Consider the following 22,734-nt stretch of genomic DNA (forward strand, 5'->3'; position numbering starts at 1 on the left):
GGCGGCGGGTCACTTGTAGCTGCGCGCGGCCATCTTGACGGCCTCGTAGACGAGGTCCTCCTTGTGCAGCACTGGCTTCTCGCCCTCGCCGGCCCACTCCCAGGCGGCGACGTAGGCGTACTGGTCGTCGTGGCGCAGCGCCTCGCCGTCCTCGGTCTGGGACTCGCCGCGGAAGTGACCGCCGCAGGACTCGCGCCGGTTGAGCGCGTCGATGCACATCAGCTCGCCGAGCTCGAAGAAGTCGGCCACACGACCGGCCTTCTCCAGCGACTGGTTGACGCCGTCGCCGGTGCCGAGCACCTTGACGTTGCGCCAGAAGTCGTCCTTGAGGGTGCGGATGAGGTCGATGGCCTTCTTCAGGCCGTCCTCGGTGCGCTCCATGCCGCAGTACTCCCACATGATGTTGCCGAGCTCGCGGTGGTAGGAGTCGACGCTGCGGGTGCCCTTGTTGGACAGGAAGTGGTTGATCCGGGCCTCGGCCGACTCGCGGGCCTCGACGACGGCGGGGTGGCTCTCCTCGATCTTCTCGAACGGGGAGTCCGCGAGGTAGTCGCGGATCGTGTTCGGGAGCACGAAGTAGCCGTCGGCCAGGCCCTGCATCAGCGCCGAGGCGCCGAGGCGGTTGGCGCCGTGGTCGGAGAAGTTGGCCTCGCCGGCCACGAACAGGCCGGGGATCGTGGACTGCAGGTCGTAGTCGACCCACAGGCCGCCCATCACGTAGTGGACGGCCGGGTAGATCCGCATCGGGACCTCGTAGGGGTCCTCGCCGGTGATGCGGGCGTACATGTCGAACAGGTTGCCGTACTTGCTCTCGATCGCCGGGCGGCCGAGGCGGCCGATGGCCTCGGAGAAGTCGAGGTAGACGCCGCGGCGCACGCCCTCGACCTCGGGGCCGACGCCGCGGCCCTCGTCGCACATGTTCTTGGCCTGGCGCGAGGCGATGTCGCGGGGCACCAGGTTGCCGAAGGAGGGGTAGATCCGCTCGAGGTAGTAGTCGCGGTCGTCCTCGGCGATCTCGCGCGGGTCCTTGTCGGCGTCCTTGGCGTCCTTGGGGACCCAGATGCGGCCGTCGTTGCGCAGCGACTCGCTCATCAGGGTCAGCTTGGACTGGTGGGCGCCGGAGACCGGGATGCAGGTCGGGTGGATCTGCGTGTAGCAGGGGTTGGCCATGTAGGCGCCCTTGCGGTGCGCGCGCCAGGTGGCGGTGACGTTGCAGCCCATGGCGTTGGTGGAGAGGAAGAAGACGTTGCCGTAGCCTCCGCTGGCGAGCACGACCACGTCGGCGAGGTGGGTCTCGAGCTCGCCGGTGACCATGTCGCGCACGATGACGCCGCGGGCGCGGCCGTCGACGACGACCAGCTCGACCATCTCGTGGCGGGAGTACTGCTGGACGGTGCCGGCACCGATCTGGCGCTCCAGCGCCTGGTAGGCGCCGAGGAGCAGCTGCTGGCCGGTCTGGCCGCGGGCGTAGAAGGTGCGGGAGACCTGGACGCCGCCGAAGGAGCGGTTGTCGAGCAGGCCGCCGTACTCGCGGGCGAAGGGCACGCCCTGCGCGACGCACTGGTCGATGATGTTGGTGCTCACCTGGGCGAGGCGGAAGACGTTGGTCTCCCGCGAGCGGTAGTCGCCGCCCTTGATGGTGTCGTAGAAGAGGCGGTGGACGGAGTCACCGTCGCCCTTGTAGTTCTTGGCCGCGTTGATGCCGCCCTGGGCCGCGATCGAGTGCGCGCGTCGGGGGGAGTCCTGGTAGCAGAACGTCTTGACCTGGTAGCCGGCCTCGCCGAGCGTGGCGGCCGCGGAGCCGCCGGCCAGGCCGGTGCCGACCATGATGACCGAGACCTTGCGGCGGTTGGCCGGGTTGACGATGCGGGCCTCGAACTGGCGGGTGTCCCACTTGTCCTCGACCGGCCCGCCCGGGGCCTTGGTGTCGGCGATCGGGTCGCCGGGGACGTAGTAGCCCGCGGCGTCGTCGTGCTGCTGCGGGTCGTCGGGGGAGGAGGGGTCGGAGGTCTTCAGTGCGGGGTTGCTCATGGTGACTTCGCCTTACTTCGAGATGACGCCGGTCAGGACGCCGAGAGGGACGAGGGAGAACCCGCCCGCCACCACCACGGCGACGACGAGCCCGGCGCGCTTCCAGACCAGCCGCTGGCGCGCGGAGTTGGTGAAGCCGAGGGTCTGGCCGGCGCTCCACACCCCGTGGTGCAGGTGGGTGCCCAGCATGAACATGGCGACCAGGTAGATCAGGGTCAGCCACCACACCGAGAACGAGTCGACCATCAGGTTGAACGGGTCGTTGGTGGCGCCACCGGTGACGTTGACCTTGCCGACGGTGAAGTTCAGCAGGTGCCAGACGATGAAGAGCAGCAGCGTCACGCCGCCCCAGCGCATCAGGTGCGAGGAGAAGGAGGAGTGCTTGTTCTTCTTCACGACGTACTTGGTGCCGCCGCGGGCGGTCTGCGCCCGGCGCCACAAGGTCACGGCGGCGTAGACGTGCAGGGCCAACGAGACCAGGAGCACGACCCGGATGATCCAGAGCAGCCCGCTGTAGGGCAGCAGCGGCTCACCGAGAGTGCGCAGGTGCTCGGCGTACTCGTTGAACGAGTCGTGGCCGGCGAACGCCTTGAGGTTGCCGTACATGTGGGCGAGGACGTAGCCGATGAAGACGAGACCGGTGACGGCCATCAGGAGCTTCAGGGCGATGGTCGAGCGCGTCGACCTGCTGTTCTTCACGAGAGTCGCGGTTGCCACGTCAGCCACGGTATCCCGCGGCCGGGCGTGACGGGGCGCACGGGTGTGTGAGACATCCCTCGCGTCGGCCGGGCCGGGTGCTGGTCACGGCAGTGCCTCCCGGGTCGGGGCCGCGTCCTGGGCCGCATCCTGGGAAGCGGTGGTGCGGGGGCCCGGGGCGCGGTGCAGGATCAGCACGGCGCGGTCGTCCTCGCCGCGGCGTACCTCCTCCAGCAGGCGCTGGGCGGCTCCGTCGAAGCCGTCGGCCACCGCCGCGGCCCCGCGCTCGCGCAGCCACTCCAGGCCGACGTCGAGGTCGTGGGAGCGGTACTCGATGACGCCGTCGGTGTAGAACATCAGCGCCTGGCCGGGGGCGAGCGTGCCGGTGGTGGTGTGCATCTCGGGCTGCTCCACGATGCCGAGCGCCATGCCGCGGGCGGCGTCGGTGCGCCACTCGCCGTCCTCGGGCCACCACACCAGGGCGGGCGGGTGCCCGGCGCTGGTCAGCCCGTAGTCGCCCGTCTCGAGGTCGACGGTCACGTGGATGGCCGTGGCGAAGCCCTCGTCCTGCTTCTGGCGGAGCAGGAAGTCGTTGGCCGACTCGAGCAGGCCCTGCGGGGGGAGCGAGCCGATCAGGCCGCCGAGCGCGCCGCCGAACTGCAGCGCCTGGGAGGCGGCGCCCACGCCCTTGCCGCAGACGTCGACGAGGATCATCTCGAGCCGCCGGCCCTGCTGGGAGAGGTCGGCGACCAGGAAGTCGCCGCCGTAGCCCACCCCGCTGGCCGCGATCATCGCCGACTGGGTGGTCCAGCCGTCGGGCAGCGGCGGCACCGTGCCGGCCGCCTGGAGCCGACGCCGCAGGTCGTTGAGCATCGCCTCGCTCATCGGTCCCGGCAGGCCGCTGTGCTGGCGGCTGCTCGCGAACAGGATCAGCCCGATCGAGAGCAGCACGGTCGTGATGGCGGTGACGCGGGTGGGGTTGAGCCCGACCTCGGTGACCATCGCGGTCACCGAGAGCACGTACGTCGTCGCGCAGAGCGCCACGAGCGGACGGAAGCGCAGCAGCAGCATGCCGAGCAGCAGCCACACGTAGTAGGCCGTCAACGGCATCAGCGGGTAGCTGGCCAGCGAGACGCCGAAGCACGCGACCACGCCGACGAGCAGGACGACCAGCGTCAGCGTCTGGCTCTCCCGGCTGCCGGTGCGCCAGGTGGCCACGGGGTCGGTCAGGTAGCGCCGTACGCGCGTCGACAGCGACGTGGTCTGCACGGCCGTCCTCCCCCCGAGATGCTGCGTCCCCAGGCTAGGCGCATCCGAGGGGGGAGCGGAGGTGGAACCCGACTGGTCTAGTGGGGAATCCCCTCGACGCGCAGCTCGCGCGCGGCGGTGGGCCCGCTCCCGACCAGTCGCGGGTAGTGCCGTTCCAGCAGGTCGGCGACGGCGTCGTCCCAGGTGCGGTCCGCGACCGACGCGCGGGCCTGTGCGGCGAGGGTGAAGCGGAGGTCGGGGCTCGCGGCCAGCCGGGCCACCGCGCGGGCGAGGGCCTTCCCGCCGCGGTCGGTGGTCACGAGCAGGCCGTTCTCCTCGTGGCGGACCGCCCGGGTCGCCGTACCGCTGTCGAAGGCCACGACGGGCACCCCGCTCGCCAGCGCCTCCAGCAGGACCGGGGCGTACGCCGCCTTCTTGCGCGGCTGCACCAGCACGTCGGCGGTGGCCAGGCAGCGGGCCCGCTCGACGCCGGTGGCGCGGGGCACGACCTTGGCGCCGGCCGCCCGCAGGTGGTCGGCGCCGGCGCCGTCACCCAGCGCCACGAGTCGTACGCCGGGGAGCCGGGCGACCGTGGCCAGCCGGCCGACGACCTTGCGCCGGTCGAGGGGGCCGTCGTGCAGCACGACCAGCCGTCCGCCGTCGGGGGCGTGGACCCGCGCCCACCGGTCGTGCAGCGCCTCGTCGCGCAGCCCGGGGTGGTGGTGCTCGAGGTCGACCCCGGGACCCCAGCGACGGGGCTCCAGCACCAGCGTGGGGACGCCGAGCCGGTCGGCGGCCTCGGCGGCCTTGAGGCCGAGCCGGTGCGGGTCGAGGAGGTGGCACACGTCGGGGCGCGAGAGCGCCATCGCCTCGCGGACCGCCGAGACCGGGGTCATCCGGCTGGCCCAGAACATCCGGGCGCCGTGGAAGGTCGCCTGGCCGCGGCCGCCCGCGAAGACGACGACGTCGTGCCCGGCGGCGGTGAGCCGCACGGCCACCTCCCGCGTGACCCGGGCGGACGGGTCGTCGGCGGGGGTGAAGGTCTCGCTGACCAGTGCGATGCGCATGACCCCCACGCTGCTCCCGCCCGGTGTCGGCGTGATGACGGCGGTGGGTGTGTCAGGTGAACGTGCCGGTCCCGGACGCCTGCTCGAGCTCGGGCGCCAGGCGGCCGTGCAGGCAGACGTCGTGGCGACGCTCGCCTCCCGGGGCGTCGGGGTCGCGCAGCGGGAGGAAGGCGCGGCGTACGCCCTCGCGCTCGTAGCCGGCGCCGGTGGCGACCCGGCAGGACGCGCCGTTCTCCACGCTGTGGTCGAGCTGGGCCCGCACCTGGTGGGGGCCGCCCTCGTCCACGAGCAGCCAGCGGGTGAGCAGCCGCAGCGCCCGGGTGCCGACGCCGCGACCGCGGGCGTCGGGGTGCACGGCGTAGCCCACGTCGGCGGTCCGGAACGGTGCGGGCACGTCCTGGCGCCAGTCCACGACGCCGAGGAGGTGTGCGGGAGCCGCCTCGGCGGCCACGACGAGCCGACCCGGCACGCGGTCGTCGAAGTGGAGCCGGCTCTCCTCCACCCGCGGCTCGAGCTGCTGCACCGAGGTCGGGAGCACCACGAACGTCGGGGTGCCGTATCGCTGCTCGTCGGGGTCCTCGTAGAGCTCGAACCACCGCTGCAGGTCGTCGTGGTGGGCGGGGCGGAGCACGAGGCCCTCGCCGGTGACGAGGTGCCGGCGCCCGGTCGCGTCCTTGGTGTCCACCGGCCCACGGTAGGACTCAGCCCTAGGACGAGTCTCACACCCGCTGGTCGTGCCGCGGGTCTGTCCCTACCCTCGCCCCATGACCAGTGACGCCCGTCTCAGCCTGGCCGAGGGCGGCCAGCACACCCGTGAGGACTGGGAACGGGCGGCAGCGGCGGTGCTGCGCAAGGCCCGCCGCCTCGGCGAGGACGCCCCCGACCACGACGTCTGGGAGGCGCTGACGGCCACCACGCTCGACGGGCTGCGGGTGCCGCCGCTGGGCACCCCCGAGCTCGTGGCCGACCTCCCCGCCCCGGTGCGGCCCCCGGCGCGCGACGCCGGCTGGGACGTCCGCGCCTGGCTCGCCGACGCGGACGCCGCCCGCGGCAACGCCGCGCTGCTGACCGACCTGGAGAACGGCGCCACGTCGCTGCTGCTCCAGGTCGGGGCCGGCGGCACCGCGCCCGAGGACCTCGCCCGACTGCTCGACGGCGTGCTGCTCGACGTGGCCGCCGTCGTGCTGGACGCGCCCGGCGACCCGCTCGGCGCGGCTCGCGCGTTCGCGGCGGTCGCCGAGGGCGTCGCGGCGCCGCTCGCCGCCGGCACCAACCTGGGGGTCGACGTCGTGGCCGCGCGGGTGCGCGGGCTGGAGGGGGGCGGCTCGGTCGGGAGCGACGAGGAGACGCTGCGCGAGGCGGCCACGCTGGCCCAGGGGCTGGGGTGCCGGGCCTTCGTCGTCGACGGCACCGCCCTGCACGACCTGGGAGCCTCCGACGTGCAGGAGGTCGGCTACGCGCTGGCGGTCGCCGTCCACCTGCTCCGCACGCTGGAGCGCGCCGGCATCGGGGTCGACGAGGCGGCCGGGCTGGTGGAGTTCCGGCTCGCCGCGACCGACCAGCAGTTCGTCACGATCGCCAAGCTGCGCGCCGTACGACGGGTGTGGGCGCGCGTCCTCGAGCTCAGCGGAGCCTCGGAGGACCGCCGCCAGATGGTGCTGCACGCGCTGACCTCGCGGCCGATGATGACCCGCTACGACCCCTGGGTGAACCAGCTGCGCACCTGCGTGGCCGCCTTCGCCGCCGGGGTCGGTGGTGCCGACGCCGTCACCGTGCTGCCCTTCGACTCCCGCCTCGGCGTCCCCGACGCGTTCGGCCGCCGGGTCGCCCGCAACACCTCGACCCTGCTCGTCGAGGAGTCCCACGTCGCCCGGGTCGCCGACCCCGCCGGCGGCGCCTTCGCGGTGGAGAAGCTGACCGACGACCTCGCCGTCGCCGCCTGGGCGGAGCTGGGCCGGCTCGAGGAGGCCGGCGGCGTGCACGCGGCCCTCGAGGACGGCTCCCTGCACGCCCGGGTCGCCGCCGTGGTCGCCGAGCGCGACCGCCGGGTCGCCACCCGGGCGCTGCCGCTCACGGGCACCTCGGAGTTCCCGAACCTCGCCGAGACGCTGCCCGAGCGGGAGCCGTACGCCGAGGGCTCCTACCGCGTCCGCCCGTACGCCGAGCCGTTCGAGCACCTGCGCGACGAGCCGGCCAGCACCCCGGTGTTCCTGGCCACCATGGGCAGCGTCGCCGCCCACACCGCGCGGGCCACCTTCGCGCGCAACCTGTTCGCCGCGGGGGGCGTCGACGTGGTCAACCAGGGCGCGCACGACGACGTCGAGGCGGTGCTGGCCGACTACCGCGGTCCCGACGGCGGGCAGCCGGTGGTCTGCCTGGTCGGCCACGACCAGGCCTACGACGCGTGGGGCGCCGACCTGGCGACCGCGCTGCGCGAGGCCGGTGCGACCCGCGTGGTCGTGGCCGGCAAGGCCCGCGACTGGGCCGACGACAGCTGCGCCCTGGGGGTCGACGCCCTCGACTTCCTGCGCCGCACCCGCGAGGCGCTGGCCCCGACGGGCTCGACCGGCGGACGGTCGACCGACGACACGGAGGAGAGCCGATGAGCGTCCCGGAGAGCTTCGCCGGACTGCCCCTGGCGGGCGAGGTCCGCGCCGAAGAGGCCGTCGAGCGGGAGCCGTGGCCCTCGCCGGAGGGCATCGACGTGCTGCCGGTCTACGGCCCCGAGCACCTCGAGGGCCTCGACGCCCTCGACACCTACCCCGGCCTCGCGCCGTTCCTGCGCGGGCCCTACCCGACGATGTACACCACCCAGCCCTGGACGGTGCGCCAGTACGCCGGGTTCTCGACCGCCGAGGAGTCCAACGCCTTCTACCGGCGCAACCTCGCGGCCGGGCAGAAGGGCCTCTCGGTCGCCTTCGACCTCGCCACCCACCGCGGCTACGACTCCGACCACCCGCGGGTCAAGGGCGACGTCGGCATGGCCGGCGTCGCGATCGACTCGATCTACGACGCCCGCACCCTCTTCGACGGCATCCCGCTCGACGAGATGTCGGTCTCGATGACCATGAACGGCGCGGTGCTGCCGATCATGGCGCTCTACATCGCCGCGGCCGAGGAGCAGGGGGTGAAGCCGGAGCAGCTCACGGGGACCATCCAGAACGACATCCTCAAGGAGTTCATGGTCCGCAACACCTACATCTACCCGCCGCAGCCGAGCATGCGGATCATCTCCGACATCTTCGCCTACACCTCGGCCAAGATGCCGCGCTTCAACTCCATCTCGATCTCGGGCTACCACATCCAGGAGGCCGGGGCGACGGCCGACCTGGAGCTGGCCTACACGCTGGCCGACGGCGTGGAGTACATCCGCGCGGGCCTCGACGCCGGCCTGACGATCGACCAGTTCGCCCCGCGGCTGTCCTTCTTCTGGGCCATCGGGATGAACTTCTTCATGGAGGTCGCCAAGCTCCGCGCGGCCCGCGCGCTGTGGGCCCGTCTCGTCGCCCAGTTCGAGCCGCAGAACCCCAAGTCGCTGTCGCTGCGCACGCACTCGCAGACCAGCGGCTGGTCGCTGACCGCGCAGGACGTGTTCAACAACGTGCAGCGCACCTGCATCGAGGCGATGGCCGCGACCCAGGGCCACACCCAGAGCCTGCACACCAACGCCCTCGACGAGGCGATCGCGCTGCCGACCGACTTCTCGGCCCGGATCGCGCGCAACACCCAGCTGCTGCTGCAGCAGGAGTCCGGCACGACCGGGACCATCGACCCCTGGGGCGGCAGCTGGTACGTCGAGCGGCTGACCCACGACCTCGCCGAGCGCGCCTGGGCGCACATCAGCGAGGTCGAGGCGGCCGGCGGCATGGCCAAGGCCATCGAGGAGGGCCTGCCCAAGATGCGCATCGAGGAGGCCGCCGCCCGCACCCAGGCGCGGCTCGACTCCGGGGTGCAGACCCTCGTGGGCGTCAACACCTACCGCCTCGCCGACGAGGACAAGCTCGACGTGCTGCGGGTCGACAACGCCAGCGTCTACCGCCAGCAGCTCGACAAGCTGGCGCGGCTGCGCGAGGAGCGCGACGACGAGGAGGTGCGCCGCACCCTCGAGGCGCTGACCCGCTCGGCCGAGGCCGGCGTCTCGACCGGTGCGACCAGCGGGCCCGAGGCCTCCGACGGCAACCTCCTCGCCCTGGCCGTCGACGCCGCCCGGGCCAAGGCCACGGTGGGGGAGATCTCGGAGGCGCTGGAGCAGGTCTACGGCCGCCACCGCGCCACCATCCGTACGATCTCGGGCGTGTACAAGCGCGAGTCGGGCAGCAGCGAGGCGCTCGGCAAGGTGCTCGCGGCCACGGAGAAGTTCGCCGAGGACGAGGGCCGTCGCCCGCGCATCCTGGTGGCCAAGATGGGCCAGGACGGTCACGACCGCGGCCAGAAGGTCATCGTCACGGCCTTCGCCGACATGGGCTTCGACGTCGACGTGGGGCCGCTGTTCTCCACCCCCGAGGAGGTCGCGCAGCAGGCGGTCGACGCCGACGTGCACGTGGTCGGGGTCAACTCGCTCGCCGCGGGCCACCTGACGCTGGTGCCCGAGCTCAAGCAGGCGCTGGCCGACCAGGGGGCCGAGGACGTGATGGTGGTCGTGGGCGGCGTGATCCCGCCCGACGACGTGCCCACGCTGCTCGAGGCGGGGGCGGCCGAGGTGTTCCTGCCCGGCACCGTCATCGCCGACGCCGCGCTCGGCCTGCTGGAGAAGCTCTCGGCCCAGCTGGGTCACTGAGGGTGGCCGGCAGGGACGTCGCCTCGCTGGTCACCGGCATCCGCGAGGGTCGCCGGGCCGCGGTGGCGCGCGCGATCACGCTGGTCGAGTCGGCGCGCCCCGACCACCGGGTCACCGCCCGCGAGCTGCTCACCGAGCTGGCGGGGGAGCCCGACCGGGCCCCGGCCGTGCGGGTCGGCGTCTCCGGGGTGCCCGGCGTGGGCAAGTCGACCTTCATCGAGGGCCTCGGCACCCGGCTGACCTCCGCCGGCCACCGCGTCGGCGTGCTCGCCGTCGACCCGTCCTCGGTCCGCACCGGCGGCTCGGTGCTGGGCGACAAGACGCGGATGGCGACGCTGACCGCCGACCCGCAGGCCTACATCCGGCCCTCCCCGAGCGCCGGCACCCTGGGCGGGGTCGCGCGGGCGACGACCCAGGCGATGGTGGTGCTCGAGGCCGCGGGCTACGACGTGGTGCTGGTCGAGACCGTCGGCGTCGGCCAGTCCGAGGTGACCGTGGCCGGCATGGTCGACACCTTCCTGTTCCTCACCCTGGCCCGCACCGGCGACCAGCTGCAGGGCATCAAGAAGGGCATCCTGGAGATCGCCGACGTGATCGCGGTCAACAAGGCCGACGGCGACCGCGCGCAGGAGGCGCGGTCGGCGGCCAAGGAGCTCGCCGGCGCGCTGCGGCTGGTGCAGGGCACCTCCGACGGCTGGGTGCCGCCGGTGCTGACCTGCTCGGCGCTGCACGACGAGGGACTCGAGGAGGTCTGGGCGCGGGTGCTCGCGCACCGGGAGTCGCTGGGGGAGCAGGGGCTGGCCGCCAAGCGTGCCGCGCAGCAGCACGACTTCACCTGGGCGCTGGTGCGCGACGAGCTCGACCAGCGGCTGCGACGGTCCCCGGGGGTGGCGGCCGTGCGGGACGACGTACGACGGGCGCTGCTGGCCGGCGAGACCACGGCCCCCCTGGCCGCCGACCGGCTGCTCGCGGCGTACGACTCGGACTGAGGCCCGGTCTCGACCCGCGGGTGTCGGCGACCGGCACCGGTCCCGCCCGATACCCTTGCCCGAGTGACCCCGCCACCCACCGCCACCGCCGACCTCGCGCAGGCCGTGGTCGAGGGGGTCCGTGACCGCGAGGAGCTGCTCGTCGAGGTCCGTCGCGACCTCCACGCGCACCCCGAGCTGTCCTGGTCCGAGCACCGCACCGCGGCCCTGGTCGCCAAGCACCTCGAGCACGCCGGCCTCGACCCGCGCCCGATGCCGCGCGGCGGGCTGCTCGTCGAGGTGGGCGGCGCCCACGACGGACCGACGGTGGCGCTGCGTGCCGACCTCGACGCGCTCCCGGTCGAGGACCGCACCGGCGACCCGTGGGCCAGCACCGTCCCCGGGGTCGCCCACGCCTGCGGGCACGACGTCCACACCACCGCGCTGCTGGGTGCCGGGCTCGCCCTGGCCGCCCACGCCGAACGGCTGCCGGGCCGGGTCCGCCTGGTCTTCCAGCCGGCCGAGGAGATCATGCCGGGCGGGGCGCTGATGGCCATCGACGCCGGCGCCCTCGACGGCGTCAGCCGCATCTTCGGCCTCCACGTCGACCCCACGCTCGACGTCGGCACGGTCGGGCTGCGCGAGGGCCCGCTGACCGGCGCCGCCGACCACCTCGACGTCGTGCTCACCGGCAAGGGCGGCCACACCTCGCGCCCCCACCTGACCGAGGACCTCACCTTCGCGCTCGGCAAGCTCGTCACCGAGCTGCCCGCGGTGCTCTCGCGGCGGCTCGACCCGCGCGCCGGGGCCAGCGTGGTGTGGGGACTGGTCCAGGCCGGTTCGGCCGTCAACGTGATCCCCTCCACGGGTCGCGCCGGCGGGACCGTGCGGATGCTCGACGCGGTCGCGTGGGCCGACGCCGAGCAGCTGGTGAGCGACATCGTCGCGCAGATCGTCGAGCCCTACGGCGTCGAGCCGGTCATCCGCTACGTCCGTGGCGTCCCGCCGGTGGTCAACGAGCCCCGGTCGACGCAGTTGCTGGGCCGTGCCGTGCGCGAGGTGCTGGGCGAGGAGGCCGCCGTGGGCACGACGCAGAGCCTGGGCGGCGAGGACTTCGCGTGGTACGTCGACACGGTGCCGGGCGCGATGGGTCGCCTGGGGGTCCGCACGCCGGGCGGTCCGACGTACGACCTGCACCAGGGGGACCTGCGCATCGACGAGCGCGCCACGGTCGTCGGGGCGGGCGTCCTGGCCGCCGCCGCACTGGCCTCGCTGGCCGCCGAGGTCACCGACCGATAACACTTGCAGCCCACCCCTCCCGACCGGTAGGTGCGGTCGAGCGGCTCGCTTAGGGTGCGTCGAGACGTGCCGGTCAGTGGCACCCGAGACCCAGGAGGCATCTTGCGTCGCATGAGCAAGATCGCGGCAGTGACCATGGTGGGGGCCCTCGCCCTGACCGGGTGTGGCAGCAACAGCGGCGGCGGCGGTGGGGGCAGCGACAGCGGCTCCGGCGGCTCGGCCTCCGAGGACGTCTGCAAGAGCAAGACCGACGGCGAGGGGCCCAAGATCGGCCTGGCGTACGACGTCGGCGGCCGCGGCGACCAGTCCTTCAACGACTCGGCCTACGCCGGCCTGAAGAAGGCCGTGGACGAGATCGACGCCACCTGCGTCGAGGCCAACGCCCAGACCGACGACAACGACACCACCCGCGCCGAGCGGCTGCGGACCCTGGCCGAGGGCGGCGTCAACCCCGTCATCGCGGTCGGCTACCTCTACTCCCCGGCCGCGGCCCAGGTCGCGCCGGAGTACCCCGACGTCGACTTCGCGGTCATCGACGGCTTCAGCACCACCATCGCCAAGGACGCGACCAACCTCGCCGACCTGACCTTCGCCGAGAACGAGGGCTCCTACCTCGTCGGCGTCGCTGCGGCGCTGAAGTCCGAGAGCGGCAAGATCGGCTTCGTCGGCGGTGTCGACGGTGCGCTGATCCAGAAGTTCGAGGCGGGCTACGTCGCCGGCGCGAAGTCGGTCAAGCCCGACATCGACGTCGAGATCCAGTACCTCACGCAGGACCAGAACGACGCCGCCGCCGGCTACGAGAACCCCTCAGGGGGCAAGGCCGCGGCCGAGGCGATGTACCAGGACGGTCGCGACGTGGTCTACCACGCCGCCGGCAAGTCGGGCCTCGGTGTCTTCCAGGCCGCCGCGGCCGCCGGTGAGGGCAACTGGGCCATCGGCGTCGACTCCGACCAGTACCTCACCGCGCCCGAGGACCAGCAGCCGCGCATCCTGACCTCGATGCTCAAGCGCATCGACACCGCGGTCTTCGAGGCCGGCAGCGCCGTGGCCGACGACAGCTGGAAGTCCGGCTTCGTCACCTACGACCTGAAGAGCGACGGCGTGGGCTACTCCACCTCGGGCGGCTTCGTCGACGACCTCAGGACCCAGATCGACGAGGCCGGCGACCAGATCAAGAGCGGCGAGGTCACGGTTCCGAGCGAGCCGGAGAACTGACCCGCAGGCCCGGCCCACGGCCGGTCCAGCAGCAGTGACCAGGTGCCCGGGCGACCCGTAGGGTCTGCCCGGGCACCTGGCGTGTCCCACCACGAGGAGGTAGGCGGATCGTGTCGACCAGCACCGGCTCGCAGACGCACCCAGAGCGCACCGGCACCCCCGCCATCGAGCTGCGGGGCATCGGCAAGCGCTTCCCCGGCGTGATCGCCAACCACGACGTCGACATCACCATCGACAGCGGCACCATCCACGCGCTCGTGGGGGAGAACGGCGCCGGCAAGTCGACCCTGATGAAGATCCTGTACGGCGTGCAGAAGCCCGACGACGGCACCATCACCGTCGAGGGCCAGCAGGTCACGCTGTCCACCCCGGCCGACGCCATCGCGCGCGGCATCGGCATGGTCTTCCAGCACTTCATGCTGGCCGACAACCTCACCGTCCTGGAGAACGTCACCCTGGGCGCCGAGAAGCTGCACGGCATCGGCGACGCCGCGCGGCGCCGGATCCTCGAGATCTCCGAGCAGTACGGCTTCGGCCTCGACCCCGACGAGCTGGTCGAGACCCTCGGCGTCGGCGAGCGCCAGCGCGTGGAGATCCTCAAGGTGCTCTTCCGCGGTGCCCGGATCATCATCCTCGACGAGCCCACGGCCGTGCTGGTGCCGCAGGAGGTCGACGCGCTGTTCGACAACCTGCGGCTGCTGCGCGAGCAGGGCAACACCCTCATCTTCATCTCGCACAAGCTCGACGAGGTCCGCGCCGTCGCCGACCGCATCACCGTCGTCCGGCGCGGCACCACGGTCGCCTCGGTCGACCCGGCCGAGGTCACCTCGCGCCAGCTCGCCGAGCTGATGGTCGGCAGCGAGCTGCCCTCGCCGAGCACCGAGGAGTCGACCGTCACCGACCGCGTGCTGCTCTCGGTGCGCGACCTGACCGTGCTGGACGCGACCGGTCGCCCCGAGCTCGCCGACGTCTCCTTCGACATCCACGCCGGCGAGGTGCTGGGCATCGCCGGCGTCGAGGGCAACGGCCAGACCGAGCTCGTCGAGGCGCTGGTCGGCATGCGGCGCCCCTCCCAGGGGTCGGTCCACCTCGCCGACCAGGACGTCACCGGGTGGTCGACGCGCCACCGGCGCGAGTCCGGGATCGGCTACGTGCCCGAGGACCGCCACCGCCACGGCCTGCTGCTCGACTCCCCGCTGTGGGAGAACCGCATCCTGGGCCACCAGACCCGCCCGCCGTCGGTGCGCGGCGGCTGGCTCGACGTGCGCGGCTCGCGCAAGGACTCCACCCGCATCGTGGAGCAGTACGACGTCCGCACGCCCGGCATCGACACCACCGCCCGGGCGCTGTCGGGCGGCAACCAGCAGAAGTTCATCGTCGGCCGCGAGATGAGCGGCGACCCCGTGCTGCTCGTCGCCTCGCACCCGACGCGCGGCGTCGACGTCGGCGCCCAGGCGCAGATCTGGCGCCACATCAAGGACGCCCGGCGCGAGGGCCTGGCCGTGCTGCTCGTCTCGGCCGACCTCGACGAGCTGATCGGCCTGTCCGACACCATCCGGGTGATGCTGCGCGGTCGTCTCGTCGGCGACTTCGACCCGCAGACCGTCACCCCCCAGCAGCTCGGCTCGGCGATGACCGGGGCGGGCGACGAGGAGACCGCGCGATGAGCGTCGTACGCCGGGCCGGGCTCGTGCTCGCCGCCCCCGTCCTGGCGCTGGTGGCCGCCGGGCTGATCGTGAGCGCGCTGCTGCTCGCCACCGGTGACGACGTCGCCGGCTTCTGGAGCGTGATGACGGCGCTGCCGGGGGAGCGCGCGATCGTCGCGATCGCCAACCAGTCGGCCATCCTCTACCTCTCCGGCGTGGCCGCGGCCATCGGCTTCCGGATGAACCTGTTCAACATCGGCGTCGAGGGCCAGTACCGCCTGGCCGGCTTCGCCGCCGGCGCCTTCGCCGGCCAGGCCTGGCTGCCGGGCTACCTCAACACCGTGGCCGCCATCCTGGTCGCGATGCTCGTCGGCGCGCTGTGGGCCGGCATCGCCGGCGCACTGCGGGCCTACCGCGGCGTCAGCGAGGTGATCTCGACGATCATGCTCAACGCCATCGCGGGCTCGCTGATCGGCTACTTCATCAAGCAGTGGGGCGAGCGCACCGGCAACGCGACCAACACCAAGGCGATGCCCGAGGGCAGCCGGGTCGGCACCATCGCGCTGTTCCCCGAGAGCCCGGTGCAGCTCTACGGCCTGGCGCTGCTCGCGGTCGTGGTCGGCGTGCTGTTCTGGGTGCTGCTCAACCGCACCCGCTTCGGCTTCGACCTGCGTGCCACGGGCGCCTCGGAGTCCGCGGCCGTGGCCAGCGGCGTCGACACCCGCCGGATGATCGTGGTCACGATGCTCGTCTCGGGCGCCGTCGCCGGCCTGATCGGGCTGCCGGTGATGTTCTCGCAGTCGTTCAACTACGGCTCCTCCTTCCAGACCGGGCTCGGGTTCACCGGCATCGCGGTGGCGCTGCTCGGGCGCAACCACCCCGTCGGCATCGCCTTCGGCGCGCTGGTCTTCGCCTACCTCTCCCAGCAGGCCAACCTGCTCAACATCCAGGCCGGCATCAGCCCCGACATCATCGAGGCGACCCAGGGCATCATCGTGCTGGCCGTGGTCATCGCCTACGTCGTCGTACGCCGCTACCGCGTCCGCCAGGAGCAGGCCCAGGTGGCCCGCCAGCTCGACGACGAGGCCCCTCCGGGCCGTGGTGGACCGCCGGCCCCGACCGACCCGACCGACCCGACCGACCCGGCCGCCCCGGCCGCCCCGACGCCCGCCCCGACCCCTGCCGGAGGTGCCCGATGAGCGTCCCCACCCCCGCGAGCAGCGCCACCGGGGCGCGCTCGGCCGCCGCCGGCGCCGCCGAGCCCGCCCCGCGTCGCGGCCTGCGGCTGCTCGGCATCGGTGTCGCCGTCTTCCTGCTGCTGTGCCTGGTGCGGGTGGTCACGGGCGCCGGGCCGCTGACGTCCTTCGGCACCCTGGCGCTGACCCTCACCGCGGCCACCCCGATCGCGATGGCGGGCCTGGGTGGGCTGTGGTCCGAGCGCGCGGGCGTGGTCAACATCGGCCTCGAGGGCATGATGATCCTCGGCACGCTCGGCGCGGGCTACATCGGCTACAACTACGGCTGGGTCGCCGGTGTCCTCGGAGCGATCGTCTTCGGCATCGTCGGCGGGGCGCTGCACGCACTGGCCACCGTCGTCTTCGCGGTCGACCACATCGTCTCCGGCGTCGCGATCAACATCATCGCCCTGGGCATCTCCGGCTTCCTGGCCGAGGTGTGGTTCTCCGCGCTGCCGGGAGGCGGTCCCACGCAGTCGCCCCCGCTGCCCGCCGTGCCGCGCATCGACGTCCCCTTCGTCTCCGAGCCGGCCAAGGCGCTGGCCGAGCGAGGCTGGTTCGTCGTCAGCGACCTGGCCGGGCTGGTCGAGGTGTTCACCCGCAACCTCTCGCTGCTCCACGTCGTCGGGCTGCTGCTCCTGCCGCTGAGCTTCTGGCTGCTCTGGCGCACGCGCTTCGGGCTGCGGCTGCGCTCGGTCGGCGAGGCCCCCGCCGCGGCGGAGTCGCTGGGCGTCGACGTCTACCGCTACAAGGTCGTCGCCGTGCTGGTCTCGGGCGCGCTGGCCGGCTTCGGCGGCGCCATGATCGCGATGGTCTCGTCCTCGGGCTTCCAGGTCGGGATGAGCAGCGGCATCGGCTACATCGGACTGGCCGCGATGATCTTCGGGAACTGGCGTCCCACCGGCCTGCTCGTCGGGGCGCTGCTCTTCGGCTACACCCAGGCGCTGCCGTTCCGCAACGGCCCGGAGACCGTGCACGCGCTGCTCCTCCTGGTCGGCGTGCTGCTCGTCGTCGTCGCCGTCGTGCAGGTGGTGCAGCGCAAGGGCCGCACCGCGGTCTGGCTGGGCGTGTTCGCCGTCGCCTTCCTGGCGTGGTTCGCCAGCACCGACGTGGTGCCGGCCGACTTCACCCGGATGTCGCCCTACGTCACCACGCTGCTGGTGCTCGCGCTGGCCTCGCAGCGGCTGCGGATGCCCGCCGCCGACGGCGTGATCTACCGCAAGGGAGCGGCCGGGTGAGCGAGGCTCCCGACGAGCCCGTCGGCGGCTGGGAGGCGCTCCGGGCCGAGGCGGTCGCCGCCTCCGCGCACGCCTACGCGCCGTACTCCCGCTTCCGGGTCGGCGCCGCCGCCCTGGTCGACGACGGCCGGATGGTCTCGGGCTGCAACGTCGAGAACGCGGCGTACGGCGTGGCGCTGTGCGCCGAGTGCGGTCTGGTCTCCCAGCTCCACCGCAGCGGCGGCGGTCGGTTGACCCACTTCGTGTGCGTCGACGGCGAGGAGCGACTGATCATGCCGTGCGGTCGCTGCCGACAGCTGCTGTGGGAGAACGGCGGTGCCGACCTGCTGCTGCTCACCGCGCGCGGCGTACGACGCATGGACGAGGTGCTGCCCGATGCCTTCGGCGCCGACGACCTCGGTTGACCTGACCTCGGCCGCCGTCGTGGCCGACCCCTACCCGGTGCTGGCCACCGAGCGGGAGCGGCACGCGGTGGCCCGGCACGAGGACACCGGCGCCTGGCTGGCCTTCTCGCACGCCGCCGCCGGGGCCGTGCTCCGCGACCGGCGGCTCGGCCGGATCTGGCGCGACCGCGAGCCCGCGGCGTACCTCGAGCCGTTCAACCTGCTCCACCGCCACCAGATGATGGAGAACGAGCCGCCCGAGCACACCCGGCTGCGCCGGGCCGTTTCCGGCGCCTTCAACCGCGGCCACGTCGAGCGGCTGCGCCCCCGGGTGCGGGAGCTCGCCGCCGGGCTGCTGGCCGAGGTCGACCGGTCGGGCTTCGACGTGCTCGCGTCGTACGCCGAGCCGCTGCCCGTCCTGGTCATCGCCGAGCTCGTCGGGCTGGACCGGGCCGAGGTGCCGGCGCTGCGGGCCTGGTCGCAGGCGATCGTGCGGATGTACGAGCCGTCGCCCTCGCCCGCCACCGTGGACGCGGCGGTGACCGCGGCGACCGAGTTCGCCGCCCTGGTGCGTGAGCACGTCACGCGCCGTCGCACCCACCCCGGCGAGGACCTCACCACCGACCTGCTGGCCGCCGGGCTGTCCGAGGTCGAGCTGGTCGCCGCCGTGGTGCTGCTGCTCAACGCCGGTCACGAGGCCTCGGTCAACGTGTTCGGCAACGGGCTCGTCGCCGCGCTGCGCGGCGGCGTACGCCTCGGCGAGGTCGCGGAGCTGCCCGTCCTGGTGGAGGAGATGCTGCGCTTCGACTCGGCGCTGCAGCTCTTCGAACGCACCGCGACCACCGACGTCGAGGTCGGCGGCGTGGTCGTCGCCGAGGGTGAGCGGGTGGCGGCGCTGCTCGGCGCGGCCAACCGTGACCCGGCGGTCTTCGCCGAGCCCGACCGCTTCGACGCCGCACGCGCGACCAACCCGCACCTCGCCTTCGGCGCCGGCCTGCACTTCTGCCTGGGCGCGCCGCTGGCCCGGATGGAGCTGGTCGAGTCGCTCGACGCGCTGCGCACCTCGCTCCCGGACCTGGCCCTCGCGGGGGAGCCGACCAGCCGGGGGACCTTCGTGCTCCGCGGCTGGGCCGAGGTGCCGGTCCGCGCCTGAGCCGGTCGCCGGTCGAGCCGGTCGCCGGTGAAGACCGGATGGCCGGTCCAGCCTGTCGAGGCCCCGGTCGTCCTCAGGTCTCGCGGGTGCGCGGGCTGATCCCGAAGCCCAGGACGGCCAGCCCGACGAGCCCGGCGACCAGCGCGGGGAGCGCGACGGTGGGCACCAGCACGGCCAGCAGCGCACCGCCGAGGCCGACGAAGACCGCCTGCGACATCTGGTCGGCCAGCTGGACCGAGGAGGAGTGGAAGCCCACCTCCTGCTGCTCGGAGTGGGCCAGCATCAGGAAGGACAGCGAGGAGTAGGAGAGGCCCATCCCGGCGCCGCTGAGGGTGAGGCCGACGAAGGCCAGCCAGGGCACGCCGCCGAGGGTGACCGGCACCAGCAGCGCGAGACCCACGGCCACGAGGGCGAAGCCGACGCGCAGCAGCGTGGCGCGGGGCAGGCCCGGGCGGCGGCCCTGCCAGGTCGACGCGGCCGACCAGCCGAGCGAGCCGACGATGAGGGGCGCCCCCGCCGCCGTCAGCGACCAGCCGTGGGTGGTGGTGAGCGTGAGCGGGAGGTAGGCGTTGGCAGTGAAGAACGCGCCCGAGACCAGCCACCGGCCCGCGACCACCGCCCCGATGCCGGCGCCGGCGCGCGGCGTGCCGGCGGGCAGGACGCGCACCAGGGCCAGCGCCAGCAGCACCACCGACCCGACCACGACGGCGAGCCGACCGCCTCGGGGGTCCTCCGCGGCCCAGGTCAGGGCGGAGACGGCGACCGACGCGGTGATCGCTGCCGGCACCAGCCCCGGTCGCGCCGCGGGCGGCTCGCCGTCGGGCGCCCGCAGCCCGGCGACGGCCGGCAGCACCAGGAGCACGGCCACGACGACCAGCGGGACGAGCCCGAGGAAGACCCAGTGCCAGGAGAAGCGCTCGGTGACGAACCCGGCCACCGGCGGCCCGACGAGCGAGGGCAGCACCCACGACGCCGAGAGCAGCGCGAAGACCGCCGGCCGCGCGTGCCGGGGGTAGACCACGGCGATCAGGACGTAGACCCCGACGCCGAGCCCGCCCGAGGCGAACCCCTGCAGCACCCGGCCGGCGAGCAGGGGCGTCATCGACGGGGACAGCCCCGCCAGCAGCAGGCCCCCGCCGAACAGCACCGGCCCCACCAGCAGCGGCATCCGCGGGCCGTGGGCGTCGCACCAGCGACCGGCCAGCACGGTTCCGACGACGGTGCTGGCGATGAAGGCCACGAACGGCCAGGCGTAGGTCTCCACCGACCCGAGGTCGGCGACCAGCGCCGGCATCGCCGTACCGACCCCCATCGCCTCGAAGGCGATCAGGCTGATCGTCAGCACGATCCCGATCGTCACCGCGCGGTGCGCGGGCCCGAAGAGCTCCTCGCGCACGCTCGGCTCGGTCGTCGTCACCGCCCCAGCCTGCCCGCCCGTGCCTGACGTCGCGCACCGTGGGAGCGCCGGTAGGTTGGTCGGTCCGCAGCACCCGAGGGAGGACCGCCATGGCCCAGCACGACGCCGTCGAGGTCATCGTCGCCAAGCGCGACGGTGGCGAGCTCAGCGACAGCCAGATCGACTGGGTGATCGACGCCTACACCCGGGGCGAGGTGGCCGACGAGCAGATGTCCTCGCTCGCGATGGCGATCCTGCTCAACGGCATGGACCGCCGCGAGATCTCCCGCTGGACCGCCGCGATGATCGCCAGCGGCGAGCGGATGGACTTCTCCTCGCTCTCGCGTCCCACCGCCGACAAGCACTCCACCGGCGGCGTCGGCGACAAGATCACGCTGCCGCTCGCCCCGCTGGTGGCGGCCTGCGGCGTCGCGGTGCCCCAGCTCTCCGGCCGCGGTCTCGGCCACACCGGCGGCACCCTCGACAAGCTCGAGGCGATCCCCGGCTGGCAGGCCTCGCTCTCCACCGCCGACATGCTGCGCCAGCTCGAGGACGTCGGCGCCGTCGTCTGCGCCGCGGGGTCCGGCCTGGCCCCGGCGGACAAGAAGCTCTACGCCCTGCGCGACGTCACCGGGACCGTCGAGGCGATCCCGCTGATCGCGTCCTCGATCATGAGCAAGAAGATCGCCGAGGGCACCGGCTCGCTCGTGCTCGACGTCAAGGTCGGCACGGGGGCGTTCATGAAGGACCTGGAGCGCGCCCGCGAGCTGGCCGAGACGATGGTCGCGCTCGGCACCGACGCCGGGGTCCACACCGTCGCGCTGCTGACCGAGATGTCGGTCCCGCTCGGGCTCACCGCGGGCAACGCCCTCGAGGTCCGCGAGTCGGTCGAGGTGCTCGAGGGCGGCGGGCCCGCCGACGTCGTCGAGCTCACCCTGGCCCTGGCCCGCGAGATGCTCGCCGGGGCGGGGCGCGACGACGTCGACCCCGCCGAGGTGCTGGCCTCGGGCGCGGCCCTCGACGCCTGGCGGTCGATGGTCTCGGCCCAGGGAGGCGACCCGGCCGCGCCGCTGCCGACCGCCCGCGAGACCCACGTCGTCACGGCGCCGTCCTCGGGCGTCCTGACCCGGCTCGACGCGATGGCCGTCGGCATGGCCGCGTGGCGCCTCGGCGCCGGGCGCGCCACCCAGGGCGCCGCGGTCCAGGCCGGCGCGGGGGTCGAGTGGCACGCCCGGCCCGGTGACGAGGTCACCTCGGGACAGCCCCTGCTCACGCTGCACACCGACGAGCCCGACCGGTTCGAGCGCGCGCTCGCCTCGCTGGAGGGCGGCTACGACGTCTCGCCGGCCGGCACGGCGTACGAGCCCGGGCCGATCGTGATCGACCGGGTCGGCTGAGTCGGCGGCAGGCCTCGACGCCCCGGACGTCATACGTGCTGGTGGCTCGCGCCACCATCTCGCATGACGCACCGCGGGACGGCCCGGGCGAGACGGGACCCCGTCCCCTGCTCCGTGGCCCCCGGTGACCTCAGACGTACGTCGTGACCTCGCCCGACAGCAGCGTCGCGCCGCCGGTGGCGAAGGTGGGGACGTCGGCGACCGCGGCCTTGCCCTCGGGCCCGCCGAAGCCGGCCGCGAACGCGTCGCGGTCGGCGAAGGTGAGGACCGCGACCAGGTAGTGGTCGGCGGGGGAGCCGTCGGGGCCCGGGTCGGCCCGGTGGGAGGTGTAGGACAGCAGCCCGGGCACCTTCGCGGCGAGCGGGGCGTGCGTGCTCGCGTAGTGCTCGTCGAAGGCGGCCGGGTCGTCGGGGTGTCCGTACACGACGGTGAGCTGGTAGGTCATGGACCCACCCTCGCCCCTGCCTCCCCGCGGCACAAGGTCGTCCCGGACCACCGACCCTCTGAGGACCTCTGCCGACCCCGCTCAGCCGAGCAGCAGGACGACCGTCTCGGCGACACAGGCGGGCTTGTCCTGGCCCTCGATCTCGACGACGTACTTCAAGGTGAGCTGGCGACCGGCGGAGACCTCGGTGATGGAGCCGACGCTGGCGACCAGGCGCACCCGCGAGCCGACGAGGACGGGGTGGGGGAAGCGGACCTTGTTGACGCCGTAGTTGAGCTTGGCGCCCGAGGTCTGCAGGTCGATCACCTGGGCGCTGAGCCAGGGGATGAGCGAGAGCGTGAGGTAGCCGTGGGCGATGGTGCCGCCGAACGGTCCCTCCTTCGCCTTCTCGACGTCGACGTGGATCCACTGGTGGTCGCCGGTCGCGTCGGCGAACCGGTCGACGCGCTCCTGGGTGATCTCCACCCAGTCGGTGGTGCCCACCTCCTCGCCGGCGGCGGACTCGATCTCCTCGAAGGTGCTGAAGGTGCGCATGCTGGG

19 protein-coding genes are annotated in these 22,734 nt (G+C 73.4%); 11 read left to right on the forward strand and 8 right to left on the reverse strand.

Translation table 11 applies throughout. From position 1 onward, the window contains the following. Positions 1 to 9 precede the first annotated feature (9 nt). The 5 genes from EDD33_RS05095 to EDD33_RS05115 all read right to left on the reverse strand — a co-directional run bounded on the left by EDD33_RS05095 (position 10) and on the right by EDD33_RS05115 (position 5,727). Positions 10 to 2,031 carry a fumarate reductase/succinate dehydrogenase flavoprotein subunit gene (locus EDD33_RS05095; RefSeq protein ID WP_123389378.1) on the reverse strand — a complete coding sequence of 674 codons (2,022 nt, stop codon included), beginning with the start codon at positions 2,029 to 2,031 and terminating at the stop codon, positions 10 to 12. A gap of 12 nt (positions 2,032 to 2,043) precedes the next feature. After that, complete coding sequence (locus EDD33_RS05100; RefSeq protein ID WP_123389379.1) at positions 2,044 to 2,748, reverse strand: succinate dehydrogenase cytochrome b subunit; 705 nt, start codon at positions 2,746 to 2,748, stop codon at positions 2,044 to 2,046. Between the two features lie 84 nt (positions 2,749 to 2,832). Next, positions 2,833 to 3,996, reverse strand: a complete 1,164-nt coding sequence (locus tag EDD33_RS05105) for a PP2C family protein-serine/threonine phosphatase (protein WP_123389380.1) — start codon at positions 3,994 to 3,996, stop codon at positions 2,833 to 2,835. 77 nt (positions 3,997 to 4,073) lie between these two features. Further along, positions 4,074 to 5,042 carry a glycosyltransferase gene (locus EDD33_RS05110; protein ID WP_148076940.1) on the reverse strand — a complete coding sequence of 323 codons (969 nt, stop codon included), beginning with the start codon at positions 5,040 to 5,042 and terminating at the stop codon, positions 4,074 to 4,076. Positions 5,043 to 5,094: 52 nt separating this feature from the next. Next, positions 5,095 to 5,727: a GNAT family N-acetyltransferase gene (locus EDD33_RS05115; protein WP_123389382.1), complete on the reverse strand. Its 633-nt coding sequence runs from the start codon at positions 5,725 to 5,727 to the stop codon at positions 5,095 to 5,097. A 79-nt stretch (positions 5,728 to 5,806) separates the two neighbouring features. Here EDD33_RS05115 and EDD33_RS05120 point away from each other — a divergent pair, with 79 nt between their 5' ends. From EDD33_RS05120 to EDD33_RS05165, 10 genes are all read left to right on the forward strand, one after another. Further along, complete coding sequence (locus tag EDD33_RS05120; RefSeq protein WP_123389383.1) at positions 5,807 to 7,648, forward strand: methylmalonyl-CoA mutase family protein; 1,842 nt, start codon at positions 5,807 to 5,809, stop codon at positions 7,646 to 7,648. Next, on the forward strand, positions 7,645 to 9,819 hold the full coding sequence (gene scpA, locus EDD33_RS05125; protein WP_123389384.1) for a methylmalonyl-CoA mutase: 2,175 nt from the start codon (positions 7,645 to 7,647) through the stop codon (positions 9,817 to 9,819). Before EDD33_RS05120 ends, scpA begins: the two co-directional genes overlap by 4 nt. A 2-nt stretch (positions 9,820 to 9,821) precedes the next feature. Beyond that, on the forward strand, positions 9,822 to 10,808 hold the full coding sequence (meaB, locus tag EDD33_RS05130; RefSeq protein ID WP_123389385.1) for a methylmalonyl Co-A mutase-associated GTPase MeaB: 987 nt from the start codon (positions 9,822 to 9,824) through the stop codon (positions 10,806 to 10,808). A gap of 63 nt (positions 10,809 to 10,871) precedes the next feature. Beyond that, a complete protein-coding gene (locus tag EDD33_RS05135) occupies positions 10,872 to 12,086 on the forward strand; it encodes an amidohydrolase (RefSeq protein WP_123389386.1) in 1,215 nt (404 codons plus the stop codon). Positions 12,087 to 12,197: 111 nt separating this feature from the next. Then, positions 12,198 to 13,301, forward strand: coding sequence for a BMP family lipoprotein (locus EDD33_RS05140; protein WP_123389387.1), 1,104 nt, complete (start codon positions 12,198 to 12,200; stop codon positions 13,299 to 13,301). A gap of 110 nt (positions 13,302 to 13,411) precedes the next feature. Next, on the forward strand, positions 13,412 to 14,968 hold the full coding sequence (locus EDD33_RS05145; protein WP_211332425.1) for an ABC transporter ATP-binding protein: 1,557 nt from the start codon (positions 13,412 to 13,414) through the stop codon (positions 14,966 to 14,968). Then, positions 14,965 to 16,146 (forward strand): ABC transporter permease, encoded by a 1,182-nt coding sequence (locus EDD33_RS05150; protein WP_123389389.1) that lies wholly within the window; start codon positions 14,965 to 14,967, stop codon positions 16,144 to 16,146. The genes EDD33_RS05145 and EDD33_RS05150 overlap by 4 nt, the downstream gene beginning before the upstream one ends. After that, complete coding sequence (locus EDD33_RS20250; RefSeq protein WP_123389390.1) at positions 16,143 to 17,420, forward strand: ABC transporter permease; 1,278 nt, start codon at positions 16,143 to 16,145, stop codon at positions 17,418 to 17,420. Before EDD33_RS05150 ends, EDD33_RS20250 begins: the two co-directional genes overlap by 4 nt. Next, complete coding sequence (locus EDD33_RS05160) at positions 17,417 to 17,824, forward strand: cytidine deaminase (RefSeq protein WP_211332426.1); 408 nt, start codon at positions 17,417 to 17,419, stop codon at positions 17,822 to 17,824. The genes EDD33_RS20250 and EDD33_RS05160 overlap by 4 nt, the downstream gene beginning before the upstream one ends. Continuing rightward, a complete protein-coding gene (locus tag EDD33_RS05165; protein ID WP_123389392.1) occupies positions 17,796 to 18,956 on the forward strand; it encodes a cytochrome P450 in 1,161 nt (386 codons plus the stop codon). Before EDD33_RS05160 ends, EDD33_RS05165 begins: the two co-directional genes overlap by 29 nt. A 73-nt stretch (positions 18,957 to 19,029) precedes the next feature. Here the strand turns inward: EDD33_RS05165 and EDD33_RS05170 are convergent, their stop codons facing one another. After that, positions 19,030 to 20,373, reverse strand: coding sequence for an MFS transporter (locus EDD33_RS05170; RefSeq protein ID WP_211332427.1), 1,344 nt, complete (start codon positions 20,371 to 20,373; stop codon positions 19,030 to 19,032). A gap of 89 nt (positions 20,374 to 20,462) precedes the next feature. On the opposite strand from EDD33_RS05170, the gene EDD33_RS05175 reads away from it, so the two are divergent. Then, positions 20,463 to 21,749 carry a thymidine phosphorylase gene (locus EDD33_RS05175; protein WP_123389393.1) on the forward strand — a complete coding sequence of 429 codons (1,287 nt, stop codon included), beginning with the start codon at positions 20,463 to 20,465 and terminating at the stop codon, positions 21,747 to 21,749. A gap of 130 nt (positions 21,750 to 21,879) precedes the next feature. Here the strand turns inward: EDD33_RS05175 and EDD33_RS05180 are convergent, their stop codons facing one another. Together EDD33_RS05180 and EDD33_RS05185 are read right to left on the reverse strand one after the other, a co-directional pair. After that, positions 21,880 to 22,194: an EthD family reductase gene (locus EDD33_RS05180; protein ID WP_123389394.1), complete on the reverse strand. Its 315-nt coding sequence runs from the start codon at positions 22,192 to 22,194 to the stop codon at positions 21,880 to 21,882. An 81-nt stretch (positions 22,195 to 22,275) separates the two neighbouring features. Beyond that, on the reverse strand, positions 22,276 to 22,728 hold the full coding sequence (locus EDD33_RS05185) for a MaoC family dehydratase (RefSeq protein ID WP_123389395.1): 453 nt from the start codon (positions 22,726 to 22,728) through the stop codon (positions 22,276 to 22,278). Positions 22,729 to 22,734 lie beyond the last annotated feature (6 nt).

The organism is Nocardioides aurantiacus (genome assembly GCF_003752505.1).
In the GTDB taxonomy this organism is placed as follows: Bacteria; Actinomycetota; Actinomycetes; order Propionibacteriales; family Nocardioidaceae; genus Marmoricola; species Marmoricola aurantiacus.